Below are 19,831 nucleotides of genomic sequence, written 5' to 3'. Positions count from 1 at the left end.
GGGGAGTTTAAAAAATGGATGAAAAAATACCAAATAGTAAAATTATAGAAACAGAAATTCCTATGGGTACAGTTCACCCAGCTGCATTAGAGCCATATAGAGTAAGGCTTTTTGTAGAGGATGAAATTGTACAGGAAGCTGAAATAACTATTGGCGTTAACCATAGGGGTGTAGAAAGAATTATGGAAGGGCTCCCTGTTGAAAAAGCCAATGCATTAACTGAAAAAATATGTGGAATTTGTTCTAATGCTCATGTTTGGAATTCTGTAAGAACTGCAGAATTGGGTTTGGATATTGAAATTCCGGAAAGGGCAAGTTATATTAGGATAATTGTTGGAGAATTGGAAAGGTTACATAGTCATTTTCTCTATTTAGCTCATGGTTGTGAAGTTTTAGCTCATGAAACATTTTCAATGAGGGTTTTCTACCTTAGAGAAATAGTAATGGAACTTCTAAATATGATTGGAGGTAATAGAGTTCAGTATGGATGTTCTGTTATTGGTGGTGTTAGGCCAAGATGTGAATTGGATTCTAAAAGAATTGAAAGATTAAATAATGATATGGATGCACTGGAAGAAGGCTTAACAGACTTTGTAAACAGATTCACTGCAGATTCAATATTAATGTCAAGGATTACCGGAATAGGTGTGCTTCCTCAAAAACAAGCTATTAAATTAGATGTTACCGGTCCATCTTTAAGAGCTACTGGTGTATTGCAGGATTTAAGAACAACTATGAAAGAATATGATCCATTTGATTTTAACATTATAACTCAGGAAGATGGTGATGTTAAATCTAATTTGATGATGAGGGCATTGGAATCATTGGAATCCATTAAAATCATTCGTCAGGCGGTTAAAAACTTACCAGAAGGTCCGGTTGTAACTCATGACTGGGAAATGAAAGATACTGATATTATTGAAAGCCGTATTGAAGTTCCAAGAGGAACACTGTATCATTCATATGCTTTAGAAAGTGGAAGAGTCAGGCATTCTATTATCAGAACACCTTCTATGGCAAATATTGGTGCAATGCAGTATGCCTGTATTGGTGACCAAATAACTGATGCACAATTATGTATTGTACAATGTGATCCATGTTTTACTTGTACTGATAGAGCAATTGAGGTAATTAGGAGATAAAATCATGATGCAAAATATTATTATCTTTTCTATTTTGGCAGTAGTGGTTACAGTAGTTGTTTGTTTTATTGTAAGTACATTTTTGCCAGGTATTGAGCGAAAATATGTTCATGCTAGAATTCAGCAAAGAATAGGACCTCCAGTAACTTCTCCCGGAATAATGGCTCCCATTAAATTTGCATTTAAGGAAAATGTTGATGCAGTCTCACCGCTTCCAAAATTGTATAAAGCATTGCCAATCATATGTTTTATTGCTGTATTATGTATATTGATTGCTTTAACTCCTCAGGCATTTCATATTCCTGCATTAGCTAGTTTAATAGCTATTGTTGGATTGTTAAAAGTTGAAGAAATATGTTATGTGTTGATGGGTGCATTATCCAAATCTGTAATGTCTGTCAGGATGCCGTTTCCGGATTTGGCTAAAGGAGCAGCACATACAAATACTACAAGATCTTTTATGGAAGATATAAGTGCAAGAAGATCCTTAAGAATGATTACTTATGGTTCATTCCCATTATATTTAGCATTATTTGCACCTATAACATACTGCGGAAGTATTTTCCTTCAGGATATAGTTCAATATCAGCAGGCTAACGGTCCATTTTTATTTACTGTATCCGGTGCTATTGCAGCAATCGTATTTTTCATAGGATACATGATACTGTTAAATGAATATCCATTTTCAATTATTAAAGCGAAATCTGATGTAATTGAAGGCCCATATATGGAATATGCAGCTAAGTACAGGTCTGTTGTATTTATCACAAGAGGATTTCTAATGTTTGTACTTGGCGCTCTATTTTCAGTACTGTTTATTGGAATACCTCCAAATGTATTTTCATGGGGAATTTTAGTTAATATTGTTGTAGCTTTAATATTTGTATTTATGATGGGTATTTTTTCAGCATTCACTCCAGTATTTACAAACAGACAATTATTGCCAACTATTGTTGGAACATCTTTACTTGGAGTATTAGCTATTGTAATTGGAGTATTATGAGGTGATTATTTGAAATTTGTAATGCAGCCAAAACACATGGTAAGTCTTGGTGGATATATTGTAGAAACACAGTTTCCTTATAGGAATCTTATAGTTATAAATAAAACCTCTGAACCTATTAAAATTGAAATTCCAGTTTTTGATGAAAGCTGGATTGAAGAACACAGAGAGTTAGGACTGGAAGTAATTCCTGTATCAAAAGAAGATAATTATTTAAAAATGTGGAAAAGGGCACATGCAGAATTAGATAAAATAAGGAATTAAAATGGAAAATTATAGTTTAACTATTAAATCTGACGAAAAAAAAGGAGTTTTAGATGATATTACTTCAATTATAGTTGCTCATGAAGTTAATATTAGCTATACTCATCTTTTCATTGAAAAAAATAATGTAGGTACAATAGATTTAGAGCTTGAAAATGTGGAAGATATTGATTCATTAATAGCTGATTTGGAATTGCTTAAAGAAGTCAAGTCTGTAGAAATTCATTCTTCCCAATCAAATATTTATGGAAAACGGATTATTATTGTTGGTGGGGGAGCGCAAGTATCTCAAGTAGCTTTAGGAGCAATTACTGAAGCTGATAGGCATAATATTCGTGGAGAACGTATTAGTGTAGATACTCTTCCGATTGTTGGTGAAGAAAATATAGCTGAAGCTACTGATGCTGTATCCAGACTTCCAAGAGCACATGTTTTAGTATTGGCAGGTTCTTTAATGGGCGGAGAAATATCTGAAGCTGTCAAAAAAATAAAAAAAGAAAAAGGTGTAATTGTTATTTCCTTAAATATGCCTGGAAGTGTTACAGAGTATGCAGATTTAATTATAACTGATCCTGTACAGGCAGGGGTACTTGCTGTAATGGCAATAGCTGATACTGCAGTCTTTGATATTAAAAAACTTCATGGAAATATTAAATATTAATCTTTTGTACAAATTGCATAATATTCGCAGTTTCTACACTTTTTTTCATTTATTTTTACTTTTGGGATTTTTTTATTAATTATAATCTCTTTAACTTCATTCAATACACTAAATAGTCCTTTTCTAAGATTCATATCCATAATTACAGGTCGTTTATCATCTATTTTTGAATATTTTACAAATCCTACAAAAACTTCTGTGTCAAATTCTTCTTCAATTAAAATGGCATTTGCAGCTAGTTCTATTGCATCGGAGTCCCATATGCCTTTAAGTGGTGGTTTTGAACTTTTAAAACTTATTGGATAATATTTTCCATCAATAATTTCTATTTTATCACATATTCCAACTAAATCAAGTTGTTTATCTTTCATTAGGTAGGAATACATGCAATTTGGGAAAAACATCTCAACAATTTCCATTCCGTTTTTGTCCAGTATCCTCATTGCTTTTTTAGCTTTGAGGGATAATATTTTTATGTTGAAATAAGTTTCATCTGTTATTTCACCTATCTGTTCTTGTGTAATGTCTAATTTTAAATTCTTTATGGTATCTATGTTATTTTCTGTGTATGCAGCTATATTTTGACTTAAAGCAGTTTCTATTTCATTTAAATCCATACTTTTCTTTAGTTTACGCATATTTTTCTGCAATAAATCTTGAATATCTATTTTAAGATTTTTAATTTCATTATACAATTGATATTCATTATTTTGAGAGATGTCTACATGTGTTTTTAGATATAATTTCATTGGGCAGTACATATGCATTTTTATTGATGATATATTTATCATTTTTTAACCTCTTTAAAATCGATATTATTGATTAGAATTCAGTAATATAAATAATAAGAGGTTATAAACTGTCTAAATTCTTTAAAATTAAGTAAAAAAAGAGAATAGCTAATAATATTTAGCTATTAAAACAATTTTATCATGCTGGACTTTCTTTGAGTTTGACATATTCGTCCATGGATTCTCTGGTGGTTCCAACAACAAGTCTGTAGGAATCGTTTTTACCTTCACTAATGACTTTTTCGACTTTTCCTTTAGCTATGACATGTTCATTGTCAATAACTTCGCCTGCATATGTGTGGGTAAATGAAACAACTTCAGATATTGGCGCTTCAACTCCATCAAGTATTTTTAAGTTTTCAATAGTGTATAATGAAGGATTATCAAATGCACCAAGTGCACTTACAATATCACATTCGATTTGAGCTATTCCTAATGGTTCATAAACAGTATCTCCCCATTTGCCGCTGATTTCATCATAATTTTTAGTGCATAAAATATCAAATAAGGTTCCGTCTATAGTTCCTCTGTTTCCTTTTCTGTTTTCATACCATTTGAATTCGTCCATAGTCAAACTGGAATCTTTCATACGTTTGTTGTAGACTTTTTCCCAGAATTCATCTACAATTCCTTTTACAGTGATATCTTTGTCAATTTTATCAATATGGACATTTTTACCTTTATTTTCTCTAAATGCTTTCATAGCTTTCCTATGATTTTCCAGTCCAAAGATTACAAAGTCAATATCAGAAACATCTTCCTTGTGAAGTCCTGGAAGGATGGATCCGGAAATTCCTAAGTTTTCATAAGGTATGTCTGCAACATAATGGAAAAAGTCACTTACATTCATTAATTTAGCCATTATTTCAGGATTTTTTAACTCTTCTCCTTTATTGAAAGCATCTCTAAGTTCAGCTAGTCTTTCTTCAGGTTTAATAATTTTAGCTACTTTGTCTTTAGGAACACCCATCATTTCAACATTTGTCACATCACAGAAGTATAAATAGTCTGGATGATTTTCTCTTAAGTAACTGTAAGCTTCATCAGATGTAACTTTTCTGTATCTTTTACCTTCTTTTTCCCTGTCTCCATTTGGGTCAGGTATATATCTTAAAAATGAGATAAATCTATCGTCAGGATGGACATAGTTTGTAGAAGCAAAAAACAGTCCATCAGTTGAATAAATAAAATCTCTTGTTCTAACTTGTTTCATAAAAATAACTTCCTTGTTTTATTATTATGAAATTAATGTTAAACTTAATTTTCTATTTAATTTTCGCTTCTTATTTTTCAGCACTTCACAATATTTTTATATAAAAATAGTATCTAACATTAAATCATGACTATTATTCACAGACATATTGATGATATTTTCGAGTATGATGGAAGTCAGATTAATCCTTCCTGGGCTTTTAATGAATTTGGAATTTACGGATCATCTGTTATTACTTGGGTAGGTCCTGTAAATATCACTCCTGATAATTTAAAGGATTTTGCAGATGTTGGACTTGAAATTAAATCTAATTATATGATTAATTTTATTTGTGAATTTTTTGACTGCCAACCTGCAAACATGAGAATAGCTTACCTTCGCCAAAGACTGATTGTTATGATTTTTAGAGAAGTTCTATTTGAAAAAGGAATTGTTTCTAAAAGGGAAGGTGATGATATCTTTGTGGAAAATAGAAAATTAAGTATTTCAATAGCTAGTGCATCTTTAAGTTCCATGAAAATACATTTTGCTCTAAATTTAGAGGATAAGGGAACTCCAGATGATGTTGAAACTATTGGTCTTTTCGATATTAAAGATGAAGCAGGTAATCAGATATTTAACAAAGATAACTTAACTGACTTAGTTAATGATGTTGCCGGCAGATATATTGATGAATTAGAAACAATTGAAAAAGATATTAGTAAAACTAACTTATTATAAGATGGTGATTTTATGAAAATTATGATTAATGGTATACAATCTAATTTAAGGTTCTCTTCAGCTCATGTTATTCCAGGTCATGAATCTTGCGGTTATATCCATGGACATTCTTATTTTGTTGATGTGGAAATTGAAGGGGAACGTGCAGGAGAATTTGAATTTGTAGTGGATTTTAAAGATGTTAAATCATATACTAAAGCAATCTGTAATGAATTGGATCACAGATTATTAATTCCTGTTTACAATAATTTAATAGATATTAAAGATTTTGATAAAAAAACAGACTCCATTTTTGATTTAAAAGAAGAAAAAACAGTTTATTTCAAAATAGCTGGAAAAGGATATTCAATTCCTAGTGAAGATTGTGTTTTCTTACCTCTTCCTTATTCTTCTGCTGAAGAGTTATCTAAATTCTTTGCTGAAACATTAGCTAAAAAATTAGCTGAAAAATATGATAATCTGGAATATGTTGCAGTTGGAGTTAATGAGGGAATCGGACAGGGCGCAGTTTATAAAAAAGTGCTTGATGATTAATTATGAAAGCTCCAATAATTGAAATTTTTTCAAGTTTTCAGGGGGAAGGTCTTTTCATAGGTCAAAGACAGATTTTTGTTAGATTTGCAGGTTGTAACTTAAATTGCAACTATTGTGATACTAATGACAGTAAATCTGAAAAATCAGGAAAATTAATGACAGTTAAAGAAGTTTTAGCAGCTATTGAAAATATCAGAACTCCTGACTGTCATGTAATTTCTTTTACTGGTGGTGAACCTAGTTTATATCCTGAATTTATTAATGAAATTGCTAGCAGGACTGATTTGAAAATTCTTCTGGAAACAAACGGTACTTTACCTGAAAAAATTAATTCTATTGAAAAATTAGACATTGTATCATTAGATATTAAATTACCTGAACATTTTAACAATGATTTTGATGAAGATATTTTTATCAATGAAATCAAATCAGTAAATTTATTAATGGCGAAGTCTATAATGTTATATTGTAAAGTAGTTGTATTGCCTTCAACAAAAACAAATTTAATTCAAGAGGTAATGGAAAAATTATCTAATAATATTTCAAGCAAAAACAAACTTCAAATAATTATCCAGCCATCTAGTCCTTTAGAGGATTGGGGTAATTCTAATTCTAAATTATTTGAATTTTCAGAAATTGTTGGGCAATATTTTGAAGTATCCACCATTCCACAAGTACACAAGATATTGAATATTGAGTGAATGTGGAAATATTTTTTGTTTTGAATTTTTATTGAATTGTTTTTTGTTAGGCGTACACTTAGAACTACTAGAGGTGTGATAAAATGAAAGATAAATCATCCATTTTAAGAAAATCTATAAAGATGGGCTCAGTCGAGCATGAAACAAAAGTTTCTAATAAAGAAGGAGAAATCATGGCTATTGCAACCAAAGACGTGATTTCTATACCTCCAACTAAAAGTATCAAAGATACTGCTAAAGTAATGATGGAACATGAGTTTAGGAGGTTACCAATAGCTGATCCGGGTTCTGGTAAGGTTTTAGGTATTGTTACAGTAATGGATATTTTGGATTTCTTTGGTGGAGGAAAGAAATTTAACATTATTGAGAAAAAATACGAAGACAACTTTTTAGCAGCTATTAATGAACCTATTAGAGAAATTATGACTCGTGATGTAATTTGCCTTTCTAATAAATCTTCTATTAAGGATACTATTGAAACAATGTTATCTAATCAAATTGGTGCTATTCCTCTTGTAGATGCTGATGATAAACTTGCAGGTATTGTAACTGAAAGGGATATTGCATTATCATTAGCTGGTGTATTAACTGAAGAAGTTGCACAAGATTACATGTCTACTAAAGTATTTACAACCACTCCTGGAACTCCAATTGAAAGTGCTTGTAAGATAATGGTTAGAAACGGATTAAGAAGAATACCTATTGTTGGAGGTGAAGCTGACATATCTAATGCAAGTAAAAAATTATTGGGTATAGTAACTTCTACTGATATTATTAGGTATCTCAATGCAAAAGAATTATTTGATAACTTAAATTCTAATGCTGCTTCAGAAGTATTGAAAAACATAGTTTCTAATATTATGGCAGAAGATCCAATTACTGTATCTCAAACAGAAAGAATTGGAGATATTTGTGCATTATTTGCTGAGAAAAATATTGGTGGTGTACCTGTAACTAAAGATGATGAAATTATAGGTATCATTACTGAAAAAGATATATTAAATGCAATTAAAACATTATAAACTTTAAAAAATAGGAGTATTTTCCTTTTATTCCTATTTTTCGATGATGTAATTTATTCGTAACTGAAAAGGAGATGATAATATGCAAATAAAAAACTTGATGTCTGAAGATTTAATCACTGTTGATAAGGATCAAAAACTTTCTGATGGTTTAAAATTATTGGCTAAAAATGATATTTCACGTTTGCCAGTAATTAATACCAATAAAGATCATCAAAGAGAATTGGTGGGAATTATTTCAGAAAGGGATGTAGCTGATAAATTAGGTTCTTCAAGATATGAAAATATGCCTGCATCAAGACTTCATATTTCATCTGTTATGGTTAAAGATGTAATCTCTGTTGTTGAAACAATGGATTTGGCAGATGTTGCAAATTTAATGCTGGAAAATGGTATTGGTTCTGTACCTATAGTATCTGATGATGATATGATGGTTGGAATAGTTTCAAAAGCTGATTTTGTAACTCTTGCAGTTGGTAGGGCATTTGATAAAATAACTGTTAAGGAAGTTATGTCTGATAGTATTAAAGCAGTATCTTCACAGGAAAGGTTAGTTCATGCAAGAAGAATCATGATTGATTCTCGTGTAGGCAGATTGCCTGTTATTGATGGAGATGAGCTTGTTGGTATGATGACTTCAAAAGATGTTATGAAGGCATTTATCAATTTCAGAAAAAATGTTCCGGAAAAATATCAGAAAACTCAAATTAAAGAAATTTTAGTTGAAGAAGTCATGTCTGATAATCCGTTGTCTATTTCAAAAGATGCATCTATTTCCGAAGTGGCTAACACAATGATGGATACTGGTTATAATGGATTACCTGTTGTTGAAGACGATAATGTAATTGGTATTATAACCCAAACAGATATTTTAAGACTTATAGCTAAATTGGAGTCTTAATTCAAATTTTAATAGCTAATATTTTAGCTATTTTTTCTTTTTTTATTTACAATAAACTTTTTAACTGTTAAATAATATAACACAAAGTATTATGTGTATTAATATTTCATTTTTAGGTCCAAAAGGAACTTTTACTCATGAAGCGGCCCACATGCTTGGGAAAAATTTAGTTCCGTACTGTACTATTCCTGCAGTGATGGAAAGTGTTTCAAGTGGGGAGTGTCAGTTTGGAGTGGTACCAATTGAAAACTCTATTGAAGGTCCTGTGGGACTTACTTTAGATTCTCTAGCTCATAAATTTGATTTAAAAATATTTAAAGAAATAGTAATTCCAATTAATCAAAATTTAATTGTTAATCCTGAAACGACTATGGATGATATAACTGATGTATATTCTCATTCTCAAGCAATAGCTCAATGTCAGGAGTTTATTCAGAGTAATAAAATAAGTCCTCATTATGCTGTAAGCACGGCAAGTGCAGCTAAAAGTATTTTAGGGAATAAAACAAAAGCAGCTATTGGAAATTCTAAAGCTGCTGAGATTTATGATTTGGAAATTCTTAAACCAAATATTCAGGATATTGATAATAATGAAACACGTTTTGTTGTTTTATCGAAAAATGATCATGAACCTACTGATAGAGATAAAACTTCAATAATATTTTCTATTTATGAAGATAAACCGGGAATGCTTTATAAGATATTGGGAGTTTTTGAAAAAGAACATGTTAACTTAACAAAAATTGAATCAAGACCCTCTAAAAAAGGTTTAGGCAAATATTTATTCTTTGTTGATTTTTATGGTCATAGAACTGATAAAACAGTTCAGAATATTTTAAATGAACTGGGTGGGCTTACTTACTTTTTAAAAGTTTTAGGTTCTTATCCGGAGTTTTAGAAAAAACTTTAAATTAGTGATTTAATAAAATAGTATTATGATAAAATTCATGGATGGTATACATGCCAAATGATAAAGAGAAACTTCTAAGAGTTATGCGTAGTTTGGATGCAGACTATGCTCATGGTAAGATTTCTGAAGAAAAATACAGATATTTTCGCTCTAAATATGAAGATAAACTCAATACATTAGATGCTCGTGATGCTACTAATAGAATTAGGTCTATGCAGGGTAAACCATCTGGTAAAAGAAAAACTAACCCTAAACCTCCTAAGCTTAATAGAAAGAAAAAAGAGGAGCAAGATTTGGTTCAAAAATATATTATTAATCCAAAAAAAGGTGATAAATCTTTAAATAAAGAGAAAAAACAACCTATGGATAATAGTACTTTTAGATTAGTTGCAGTTTTAGTTTTAGTAATTGGATTTACTGCAGGCATCGGTTACGGAGTTTTAACTTTTGACTTTGGAAATATTTCAGTAACTGATGCACAAGCTATTGTTGAGGATACAGCATTTCCTGAAGTTGAGGAAGTTAAAGTAAATGATACGAGTAATGATTCTGTTCAAGTTGGAGATACTTACACTTCAGATAATTCATATGATAGTGGAGATACATACTCTAGTCAAGGTTCTGAAAATTATGATTCTGGGTGGAGTGAGGATTCTGGGTCAGGAAGTGGTTCTGACACAGGAAGTTATGAATCTTCAGGTGCTGGATCTGAAGGTGGATAGAAGTTAATTATGGTGAATTTATGAAGAAAAATATTATATGTGGAGTTATAATAATTGTAGCAATTATTTGTGTGTTTGGATACTTGATTATGAATAATGTATCTACTTCTGACATTACTGGAGGTGGTGGTGATAACACTACCAAAATGTTAAGTTCTTCCAAAGGAGGGGTTATGGTTCAATATCCTTCTGACTGGGTACTTTCTGAATCAACTTCAAATGATTCTGTAATTGCTCTTGCAAAATCCGACTCTATAGATTCATCTAAAGTAGGGCAAGTTACCATCAATGTTGAAAAACAGCCTATTGAGGGAAGTTTTGATTCATTTATAAATCAAACTTACACTGCAATGCAACATGATTCCTCTTTTAATTTGACATCTTCTGGTCAGGTTTTAATTGGAGATAAGAATGCTACTGAATATGTTTATACATCTAATATTAATGGAGTAGTTAAAGAACACAAAGCTCTATGGTTTGATAAGGGCGACCAAGCTTATGTTGTATTGTATAGTGCACCAATTGATAAATTTGATGAAAATCTAAATTCATTTAATTATATTTTAGAAAATATGCAAATTGGTGCATAATTCTTTTTATTTTTTTAGAGGTATTTTTTATGATTATATTATGTGTTACGGGTAGTATTGCAGCTACTGAATCTATTAAATTAGCTAGAGAACTTAAAAGAAATGATGTGGAAGTTAAATGTTTTATGAGCGAAGCTGCTTGTGACATTATAACTCCAAATGCTATGGAATTTGCAACGGGTAATGAAGTAGTGACTGAGTTGACTGGTAAGATTGAGCATGTTAAATATTCTCAAGAGGATTTGATATTAGTTGCTCCAGCTACTGCGAATACTATAAGCAAATTTGCATATAAGATAGCGGATAATCCAATTTCTACACTTTTGATTACTGCATATGGGCATGACACTCCAATTTTGTTTGTTCCGTCAATGCATGATTCAATGTTTAAGGCTATTAAAGGTAACATTGATAAAATTAAAAAAGAGGGCTCTGCTTCATTTATCAAACCTAAAATGGATGAAGGTAAAGCAAAATTCCCAGATAAAGAAGATATAGTTTTAGAAGCATTAAGAACAATTAATTTAAATAAATGAGGTGGTTTTATCCACGAAAAAGTTTTAATAAGTATGGGTGGAACTTATGAACCGATTGATCCAATAAGAGGAATAACTAACAAGTCCTCTGGAAAAATGGGTTTGGAATTAGCTAAACAGGCTTATATTCGTGGATTTGATGTTACATTAATTGTAGCTAATGTTAGTGTAAAAATTCCTTCTGTATTTGATGTTATTAAAGTTGAAACAGCTGGAGAAATGAATGATGTGATTAAAGAATTAATTCCTACACAGGATATTTTTATTTCAACAGCTGCTGTTTCTGATTTTAAATTTGAAGATAAGGAAATTCATAAAATAGATTCTTCAAAGGCATTGTCTATAAATTTAAAGCCAACTATTAAAATCATTCGCCAAATTAAAGAACTGAATCCCAATATCTTTTTAGTTGGATTTAAGGCTGAAGTTAATATTTCTAAGAAAGATATAATAGCCAGTGCAAAGCAGCAAATTAAAGATGCCGGAACTGATTTGGTAATAGCCAATGATGTTAGTGACGAGAACTGTCATTTCGGTTCAGACAATAATAAGGTGTGGATTGTAGATGATGATATTGTAAGTGTTCCGCTATCTTCAAAAAAAGAAGTAGCCAATATAATCTTTGATGTTATTTTGGAAAAATTTTAGTGATGTTTTCACTGTTTGAACCTTAAAAAGTAATACTTTTTTAGTTAAAATAGCTTTTTTTAAATATTTATTAAAATTTTGATAAAAATAAGTATTTTTTAAAAATAAGTTCATTCCTTTAGGAATTACCAATTTGAGTGATTAATAGAGTGATTTTTTCCCTAAAGGCATTTAAAATGAACTTTTTTTTATTTGCATTAGCATATTGTATATTTCATTTTATGTTATAAATAGCTATCGAAGTAATACTTTTTTCGGTATTTTGACTTATTTTTTTAATTTTCTGTCTGTCCTTTTTTTAAGCTTTTACAAGTGTAGTCGGGATATTTTTTATTAAAAATTTTTCTCTACTACAAATGTAATATGGTCTTTTTCGTATGGTTCCAGTTTTACTTTTTCAATAATTTTAAAACCATTTTCTCTTAATTTCTTCTCTTCTTCTTTAAAAATCTTTTTAGGCTTTTGTACAACATCAATACTTCTAGCTTTAATCATTAATATTCCTATAGCATTATCTTTCCCTATTAAGTCCATATTTTTCATAAACAATTGACTTTGTGTTGGTTGAGCTACATCGCAGTATACAATGTCTGCTTTTTCAGTTATATTCAAATAATTTTTAGGTTTGGTAGCATCTCCTAAAATCGGAGCAATATTAGTCCTTTGTCTGGCTAGTCGGACTAATTTTTTAGCTGTTGTTGGTGAAAATTCAACTGCATATATTTTTCCGTCAGTTACTATGTCTGAAATGTGTGAAACTGTTGTTCCAGTTGACGCACCTAAGTATAGGACTTTTGCATTTTCAGGAATCTCTAGTTTTTCTAATCCATTTAATAGAGCTGCAGCTAATTTTGACCTTCTGGGATTCCATATTCTGTATTCTTCATTTTCCTGAATTAATTCTTCCCCATAAACTGAAATTCCAGGTGTTAAATTTTTGGTAGCTATTTGTCCGTCCTTTAAATAAACTTTCATAGCTTATTTCCTCCTTTTATTTTTTCTTCTTTTTTTAGATTTCTGGTGTTTATTTTTAGATTTTGAGCGCTCTTCTTTTCGTTTTTTAGTAGTCTTTGTTGGAAATGGATTTTCTTTTTCTATCTGTTCTGCTTTTCTGATAAATTCTTCGTAAATATTCGGATCAAAATCTTTAGTGAAAATATCTTTTCTGCATGCCAGTGATATTTTAGATGCAAGCATTCTAGCTATTTTTCCACGATTCCACCAGTTAGCCCCTCTAATTTGTGGATGCTGGTAAATTAAACCGTATTTTGGAGGTCTGTCACCACTTTTCAAATGTCTGAACAATGCTTTTTCAGCACCCATTATCTGAACAGTACTTGAAGGATAAGTAGCTAATCTTTTAAGTCCTCCTGCATGGGATATTAATTTAGCACCAAGTGAAGCTCCAACTAACAGTTTCAAATTCGGTGCTAAGGATTCCATTTTATCTTCAATGTAATTTTCAATAGCTTTCCTGCTTTTTTGCAATTCATAAATGGAATTTGCATAATTATTCATTATGTCTAAATCCTTCTGATTAATTTCCTCATCATAATCAGGGTCTATTAAAAATACATCAGGTTTTGCTTGGATGATTTTTTCTTTAGTTTTGTTTTCAGCTATTAAACGGACATATGTTTCATTATTTTTAATTACATCCATTTCAGGGAAATACAAAGCATACCATTCTCTAATACGTTCAATTAATTTGCTGATAGATTCATCAATTTCGTCAATGGAATTTATAGCTTGAATAAGATGTTTATCTTCTGATTTTGATGCTTCTTTCATTTTAGCAATAGCTAACTGCTGATAAACTTCCAGGCAGCTTTCATCAACAAATTTTTCTAAATTGCTTCTTAAATAGTCTCCACCTGCATTATGTGTTTTAATTTCTAATTTATCAAAGGAATTTAAGCTGGAATAATCAGAGATTCTTTTATTTGATTCAATAATGATTTTATCATAGTCTTTTGAAACTTCTTCAATAATCTCTTTTTCCTGTGAAGCTATTTTTTTATTTTCAATTTCCATCAGTGCAGTTACAATACTTTCTTTTGGAAATAATTTTTTTGCTATTAATTCAAAATCCTCATTAAAAGCTAAAAATCCCTTAATGCAATAGGTTATATAACATTCCATATTTTTCCACTCAAAATGACTTTGTTAATTTAATACTAAATTTATTGTAACTGATATATTAATATAGAGAATTGCAAATATTTAATTGATTTAAAAGATATAGTTTAATTGAATATTTTGTGGAATTGGAAATCATGACTAAAGCGAATTATAATAAAAAGAAATTTCAGGACCTTAAAGAAACAATTGAGCTAAGAAATGCAGAAATTGATGAGCTTAATATGCAGTTAGCCACTAAGGATAAGGAAATTAACAAGTTTAAAAATTACATCACTAAACAAAAATATGAACTTAAAACACTGGAACTTAAAGTGGATAGTGAGATTAACAATGAAAAAGCTAAAATTAAAGAGTTGGATAATCTTCAACAGAAACTTAAAGAAAAACAAGATATAATTGATGATAAACAGGATCAGATAAAATATTTAAGAACTTTAATTGATGACTATAAATTGCAGATGCATAATAATACTGAGAATCTTGAAATTCAGTTAAGAAAAATTTCAAAAACTTATGATGGACTTTTAGCACAAAAAGATTTAATAATTGAAAAACAGGATGAAAACATCAAATCTTTATTAAAAGATAAAGAAGAAATTATTAAATCTAATAAAACCAATGTAATAAGTTTAAAATTACAAAATGACAAATATCGTGAATTAATTAAGAAATATGAAGAAAAACTTGATTAAGAATGTATAAATGTTTTATAATACATAATTAATTTTATATAAAAAATTTTGGTGTAATCATGTTGAGGACAAACGTTTGCGGAGTTGAATTTAGAAATCCTTTAATGTTGGCTGCGGGAGTTATGGGGAGTAATGCTTCTTCTATGAATTGGATTTTAAAATCTGGTGCAGCAGGTGTTGTTTCTAAATCTTTTTCTTTAGAACCTAATCCAGGTTATGTAAATCCTACAACTGTAGGTGTTGAATGTGGTATTATTAATGCTATTGGCCTTTCAAATCCGGGTGTAGAAAACTTTAAGGAAGAACTTAAAAGAATTGATAGAAAAGGAAATGTTTCAATAGCTTCAATTTATGGAGCAACTCCTGAGGAATTTAGTAAGTTAGTTTTGGAAATTGAAGATTATGTTGATATGATTGAATTAAATATTTCATGTCCTCATGCTATGGAAGGTTATGGTGCATCTATTGGTCAGGATGCTAATTTAACTCATAAAATTGTTAGTGCTGCTAAGGATAGTGCAAATAAACCGATAATAGCTAAACTAACTCCGAATGTTACTGATATTGTTGAAATAGCTAGGGCTGCTCAGGATGCAGGTGCAGACGCCTTGACTTTAATCAATTCATTAGGTCCTGGAATGAAAATCAATATTGATGTTGCAAAACCTGTTTTGTCAAATAAGTTCGGTGGAATGAGTGGTAAGGCTATAAAACCAATAGCTCTTCGTAATGTCTATACAGTTTATGATAATGTGGATATTCCAATTATTGGTGTTGGAGGAATTTCAAACTTTGAAGATGTTGTTGAATTTTTATTTGCTGGAGCCAGGGCAGTTCAGATTGGTACTGTTATTATGGATGAAGGTGTAGAAGTATTTAGCAAAATTAACAAAGGTTTAGAAGGATTTATGAATAAAAAAGGTTATGGATCTATTGATGAAATGATTGGCCTTGCACATGAGGAGTTGTAATTTATGAATGATGTTCCACAAATTGTTGAAATTAATGAAATAATTGAAGAGACTCCGACTATTAAAACTTTTATCTTTGATTGGGATATGGATAAGTTTGGTGTTCCTTCTCCGGGGGAATTTGTAATGGTTTGGAACTTCCATAATGAAAAACCAATGTCTATTTCTTTAATTGACAAAGAAAATTCAAGATTAGCTATCAGTGTTAAAAATGTTGGTGAATTTTCATCACAGCTTCATGATTTGAAAGTTGGAGATAAAATAGGTATTCGAGGCAGCTATGGAAACGGATTTTCAAATGGTTTATCTAATAAAAAAATTTTAGCTATTGGTGGTGGGGTTGGAATGGCTCCGATTAATGCAATAGCTAGTGATTTACTTAAGAAAGGCAATTCTGTCGATGTCGTTCCGGCAGCTGTTACAAAAGATGAATTATTGTTTATGGATTCATTAGAAAAATCCGGTGCTGATATTTATCCATGTACTGATGATGGAAGTTTTGGCTTTGAAGGATTTGCAACAGATTGTACTGTAAGTTTACTTGAAGATAAGTCTTATGATTTTGCATTTGTTTGCGGTCCTGAGATAATGATGAAAGGAATCTATGAAATACTTGAAGATGCTGAAATAACTGCAGAATATTCTCTAGAGAGATACATGAAATGTGCCTTAGGTATATGTGGTCAGTGTTGTGTTGATAATACTGGGTGGAGAATTTGTGTAGAGGGTCCGGTTTTTAAAAATGAGAAAATAGAAGAAATTTCAGAGTTTGGAAAATACAGAAGAAATGCTGCAGGAATAAAACAGTAATTAAATGTGATTCTAATGGAAAAAGACTTAAAAGAATATATAACTCCTCCAGTACTGTTAGTATTGTTCCTGCTTGGAATATCAGTAATGATTGTATCTCCAGTTTTGAATATGGTTATACTGGGGGCTATATTAGCTTATGCTATTCGCCCATTAGCTAGAAAAATAACTTCTAAAATAAAATTCAAATCAATTTCTATTTTTCTGGCTGTAATTTTAGTTATGATTCCATTGGTTATTTTAATTGCATATATCATTTCAGTAATATCCGGTGTTTTATCTGAGGTATTGATAGTTAATCCAACTGGATTTAACTTAAATTTGGATACTATAATTAATCAGATGATTAATAACTTACCTGCTGATGTAAGTTCAAGTATTGATGCTGCAACAATTAAATCATCTTTATCTACTTTCATAACTGATATAGGAAATGTCATATTGGATTATATTGTAAGTTTAGCTAGTAAACTTCTTTCAATTTCTGTAGATCTATTTATATTATTTGCATCAATATATTACTTTATTCGAGATGGGGACAAATGTTATAATTTTGTTGAATCATTTATACCTCGGGAAAGTAAGGATTTCTTTACAAGAACCGTAAATTCTGTTAAAGATGTTTTAAAAAGTATATTTTATGGACATTTTTTAACTTCTTTAATTATTGGTATTATTGCAGCTATAGGGTATTCATTGCTCGGATATTCTCAGGGTGTATTTTTAGGTGTGATTACAGGTATTTTCCAGTTAATTCCAGTATTCGGGCCTTGGCCGATTTATTGGACATTAGCTATTGTAGATTTACTTTCTGGAAATTATGTAAGGGTTGTAATAGTACTTTTATTTGGATTTTTCCTTAGTTTAAGTGATATGTATATTCGACCGGCTTTGTCCAGCCATTATGCAGATATTCATCCTTTAATTTTACTTATAGGGTTTTTAGCAGGTCCATTAGTTTACGGAATTGTTGGATTTATTTTAGGCCCGTTAATATTAGGTATAACTTATGCTGTTTTGGATAACTTCAGAATAGAACTTAATAAAAGCAAAGGGGAATAAACAATGGAAAAAAATGTTGTTATTTTAGATATTGACTATGTTACTTATGAAAATAAGCCTGTAATTCGTTTATTTTCAAAAGATAAAGATAAAAATATAGTTTTATTGGATGATAGCTTTGAGCCTTATTTGTATGTTGCTCCTAAAGATAATGTTAAAAAGTGTCAGGAACAGATTCTTGATACTTTGGAGGGTGTACATATTGAAGAGGTTATTAAAAAGGATTTTCAGGTGGAAAAAACATTTTTAAAAGTGACTTTTTTAAATCCTCAGGAATTAGCTAAAAACAGGGATGCTTTACGTGATTTGGATCAGGTGGACCATATAAGAGAACATGATATTCCTTTTTATAGAAGATATTTAATTGACCGTGATGTTATTCCAATGACTGAAGTTAAAGCCTGTGGGGAAAAAATCGATTCTTTTTTAAATTTGGATTCTAAAAAACACGATTTGGAAATTATTAAACTTACCAAACCTCTTGAAAGAGTGGGGGATGATTTACAGGATTTCAGAATCTTAAGTTTTGATTTGGAAGTTAGGAATCCTCATGGAATGCCGAATTCTGAAGTTGATGAAATAATTATGATTGGAGTTGCCAGTAATTTTGGAATAAATCAGGTTATTTCAACTAAAACAAATTCCGAAGACAGAGATGACTTTGTTAATCAGGTAGCATCTGAAAAAGAAATGATTGAAACATTTATTGACATAGTTAAAAAAAGCAATGTTGATATTATTGTAGGATATAATTCTGATAATTTTGACTTCCCATATCTTAAGGATAGAGCTAAAAGTCATGGTATTGACCTGGATTTGGGAATGGATGATTCTAATATTAAATTTATTAGAAGGGGTTTTGCAAATGCAGCATCTTTTAAAGGTTTAATTCATGTTGATTTGTATCTTGTTATGAGAAGATACATGACTCTGGAAAGATATACTTTAGAAAGAGTTTATTATGAATTATTCGGGGAAGAAAAGGTCGATGTTCCTGGAGAGCATATTTGGGAGTATTGGGATAGTGATTCAACACAATTGGACGATTTATTTGATTATTCTTTAGATGATGTTGTCTCCACTTTAAAAATTGCTCAGCAGACACTTCCGCTTAATCTGGAACTTACCCGTATTGTAGGTCAGCCTCTTTTTGACTTAAGTCGTATGGCTACTGGTCAGCAAGCTGAATGGTTTTTAGTTAAGGAAGCATATTTTGACAATGAGGTTGTACCAAATAAGCCTGGAGGATCAAACTTTACAATTAGGGCAGCTGAAGAAGACAATGAAGGGGGATATGTTAAAGAACCTGAAATTGGATTACATGAAAATTTAGTGCAGTTCGATTTTAGAAGTCTGTATCCAAGTATAATTATTTCAAAAAACATTTCTCCAGATATGCTGGTTGTTGGAGATGTTGAAAATAGGGAAGATTACAATATTTCTCCTGAACATGATTTAAAATTTAAAAAGAATCCGAAAGGTTTTATTCCATCAGTTATATCTAAAATTCTCAATGAAAGATTTAAAATTAAAAAAGCTATGAAAGCATCTGTTGATCCTACTGAAAAAAAGACATTGGATGTGCAGCAACAGGCTATAAAAAGATTAGCTAATACTATGTATGGTATTTATGGTTTTCCCCGCTTCAGATGGTATTCTTATGAATGTGCAAAAGCTATTACTTCATGGGGCAGGCAATATATTAAAAGAGCAATGAAAAAAGCAGAAGATTATGGTTTTTATGCAATATATGCAGATACTGATGGTTTTTATGCTAAATATAAAAAATAGTGAAG

At 30.5% G+C, this 19,831-nt stretch carries 23 protein-coding genes; 19 read left to right on the top strand and 4 right to left on the bottom strand.

All coding sequences use genetic code 11. The annotated features are described in order from the left end of the window. Positions 1–14: 14 nt before the first annotated feature. From ACMC9J_RS03635 to ACMC9J_RS03620, 4 genes are read left to right on the top strand one after another with little or no spacing between them, the layout of a single operon-like run. Entirely contained in the window at positions 15–1,142 is a 1,128-nt protein-coding gene (locus ACMC9J_RS03635) for a nickel-dependent hydrogenase large subunit (protein ID WP_304129455.1), read from the top strand. Between the two features lie 4 nt (positions 1,143–1,146). Next, entirely contained in the window at positions 1,147–2,145 is a 999-nt protein-coding gene (locus ACMC9J_RS03630) for a respiratory chain complex I subunit 1 family protein (RefSeq protein ID WP_303999733.1), read from the top strand. Between the two features lie 9 nt (positions 2,146–2,154). Continuing rightward, positions 2,155–2,409 carry an energy-converting hydrogenase B subunit P gene (locus ACMC9J_RS03625; protein WP_019262596.1) on the top strand — a complete coding sequence of 85 codons (255 nt, stop codon included), beginning with the start codon at positions 2,155–2,157 and terminating at the stop codon, positions 2,407–2,409. Between the two features lies 1 nt (position 2,410). Then, positions 2,411–3,070, top strand: coding sequence for a DUF5612 domain-containing protein (locus tag ACMC9J_RS03620; protein WP_019264948.1), 660 nt, complete (start codon positions 2,411–2,413; stop codon positions 3,068–3,070). Here the strand turns inward: ACMC9J_RS03620 and ACMC9J_RS03615 are convergent. Continuing rightward, positions 3,067–3,861, bottom strand: a complete 795-nt coding sequence (locus tag ACMC9J_RS03615; RefSeq protein WP_019267927.1) for a CRISPR-associated protein Cas4 — start codon at positions 3,859–3,861, stop codon at positions 3,067–3,069. The genes ACMC9J_RS03620 and ACMC9J_RS03615 overlap by 4 nt on opposite strands. Before the next feature lie 139 nt (positions 3,862–4,000). After that, positions 4,001–5,074 (bottom strand): DNA polymerase subunit beta, encoded by a 1,074-nt coding sequence (locus ACMC9J_RS03610; RefSeq protein ID WP_427003560.1) that lies wholly within the window; start codon positions 5,072–5,074, stop codon positions 4,001–4,003. Between the two features lie 126 nt (positions 5,075–5,200). On the opposite strand from ACMC9J_RS03610, the gene ACMC9J_RS03605 reads away from it, so the two are divergent. From ACMC9J_RS03605 to ACMC9J_RS03560, 10 genes are all read left to right on the top strand, one after another. Further along, complete coding sequence (locus ACMC9J_RS03605) at positions 5,201–5,794, top strand: DUF366 family protein (protein ID WP_427003559.1); 594 nt, start codon at positions 5,201–5,203, stop codon at positions 5,792–5,794. Between the two features lie 12 nt (positions 5,795–5,806). Continuing rightward, a complete protein-coding gene (locus tag ACMC9J_RS03600) occupies positions 5,807–6,328 on the top strand; it encodes a 6-carboxytetrahydropterin synthase (protein WP_250415735.1) in 522 nt (173 codons plus the stop codon). 2 nt (positions 6,329–6,330) lie between these two features. Further along, positions 6,331–7,029 carry a 7-carboxy-7-deazaguanine synthase QueE gene (locus ACMC9J_RS03595; protein WP_304147058.1) on the top strand — a complete coding sequence of 233 codons (699 nt, stop codon included), beginning with the start codon at positions 6,331–6,333 and terminating at the stop codon, positions 7,027–7,029. Between the two features lie 83 nt (positions 7,030–7,112). Further along, a complete protein-coding gene (locus ACMC9J_RS03590; protein ID WP_019264942.1) occupies positions 7,113–8,051 on the top strand; it encodes a CBS domain-containing protein in 939 nt (312 codons plus the stop codon). 82 nt (positions 8,052–8,133) lie between these two features. Beyond that, a complete protein-coding gene (locus tag ACMC9J_RS03585; RefSeq protein WP_019264941.1) occupies positions 8,134–8,952 on the top strand; it encodes a CBS domain-containing protein in 819 nt (272 codons plus the stop codon). A 91-nt stretch (positions 8,953–9,043) separates the two neighbouring features. After that, the gene (gene pheA / locus ACMC9J_RS03580; RefSeq protein WP_019266710.1) at positions 9,044–9,850 is read left to right on the top strand and encodes a prephenate dehydratase; all 807 of its coding nucleotides are present in this window, start codon (positions 9,044–9,046) and stop codon (positions 9,848–9,850) included. A 62-nt stretch (positions 9,851–9,912) separates the two neighbouring features. Next, a complete protein-coding gene (locus ACMC9J_RS03575; protein ID WP_094516361.1) occupies positions 9,913–10,584 on the top strand; it encodes an endoglucanase in 672 nt (223 codons plus the stop codon). Between the two features lie 20 nt (positions 10,585–10,604). After that, on the top strand, positions 10,605–11,174 hold the full coding sequence (locus ACMC9J_RS03570) for a PsbP-related protein (protein WP_094516360.1): 570 nt from the start codon (positions 10,605–10,607) through the stop codon (positions 11,172–11,174). Positions 11,175–11,203: 29 nt separating this feature from the next. Then, on the top strand, positions 11,204–11,710 hold the full coding sequence (locus tag ACMC9J_RS03565) for a flavoprotein (protein ID WP_019264937.1): 507 nt from the start codon (positions 11,204–11,206) through the stop codon (positions 11,708–11,710). Positions 11,711–11,743: 33 nt separating this feature from the next. Further along, a complete protein-coding gene (locus ACMC9J_RS03560) occupies positions 11,744–12,358 on the top strand; it encodes a phosphopantothenoylcysteine decarboxylase (protein ID WP_019264936.1) in 615 nt (204 codons plus the stop codon). A gap of 333 nt (positions 12,359–12,691) precedes the next feature. Here ACMC9J_RS03560 and ACMC9J_RS03555 read toward each other — a convergent pair whose 3' ends face one another. Then, positions 12,692–13,333 carry a fibrillarin-like rRNA/tRNA 2'-O-methyltransferase gene (locus ACMC9J_RS03555; RefSeq protein ID WP_427003558.1) on the bottom strand — a complete coding sequence of 214 codons (642 nt, stop codon included), beginning with the start codon at positions 13,331–13,333 and terminating at the stop codon, positions 12,692–12,694. Between the two features lie 3 nt (positions 13,334–13,336). Beyond that, positions 13,337–14,500: an NOP5/NOP56 family protein gene (locus tag ACMC9J_RS03550; RefSeq protein ID WP_427003557.1), complete on the bottom strand. Its 1,164-nt coding sequence runs from the start codon at positions 14,498–14,500 to the stop codon at positions 13,337–13,339. Between the two features lie 134 nt (positions 14,501–14,634). Between ACMC9J_RS03550 and ACMC9J_RS03545 the strand changes: the two genes are divergently transcribed. The 5 genes from ACMC9J_RS03545 to ACMC9J_RS03525 are packed head-to-tail and all read left to right on the top strand — an operon-like array spanning position 14,635 to position 19,826. Continuing rightward, positions 14,635–15,192 (top strand): hypothetical protein, encoded by a 558-nt coding sequence (locus tag ACMC9J_RS03545; RefSeq protein ID WP_019265714.1) that lies wholly within the window; start codon positions 14,635–14,637, stop codon positions 15,190–15,192. A gap of 59 nt (positions 15,193–15,251) precedes the next feature. Continuing rightward, positions 15,252–16,163 carry a dihydroorotate dehydrogenase gene (locus tag ACMC9J_RS03540; protein WP_427003556.1) on the top strand — a complete coding sequence of 304 codons (912 nt, stop codon included), beginning with the start codon at positions 15,252–15,254 and terminating at the stop codon, positions 16,161–16,163. A 3-nt stretch (positions 16,164–16,166) separates the two neighbouring features. Next, positions 16,167–16,973 (top strand): dihydroorotate dehydrogenase electron transfer subunit, encoded by an 807-nt coding sequence (locus ACMC9J_RS03535; protein WP_427003555.1) that lies wholly within the window; start codon positions 16,167–16,169, stop codon positions 16,971–16,973. A gap of 15 nt (positions 16,974–16,988) precedes the next feature. Continuing rightward, positions 16,989–18,035 carry an AI-2E family transporter gene (locus tag ACMC9J_RS03530; protein WP_427003554.1) on the top strand — a complete coding sequence of 349 codons (1,047 nt, stop codon included), beginning with the start codon at positions 16,989–16,991 and terminating at the stop codon, positions 18,033–18,035. A 3-nt stretch (positions 18,036–18,038) separates the two neighbouring features. After that, the gene (locus ACMC9J_RS03525; RefSeq protein ID WP_427003553.1) at positions 18,039–19,826 is read left to right on the top strand and encodes a DNA polymerase domain-containing protein; all 1,788 of its coding nucleotides are present in this window, start codon (positions 18,039–18,041) and stop codon (positions 19,824–19,826) included. The last annotated feature ends 5 nt before the right edge of the window (positions 19,827–19,831 follow it).

Origin of the sequence: Methanobrevibacter intestini (genome assembly GCF_047402955.1) — an archaeon.
Classification (GTDB): Archaea; Methanobacteriota; Methanobacteria; order Methanobacteriales; family Methanobacteriaceae; genus Methanocatella; species Methanocatella intestini.
This window is presented reverse-complemented; position numbering and strand designations above follow the sequence as displayed.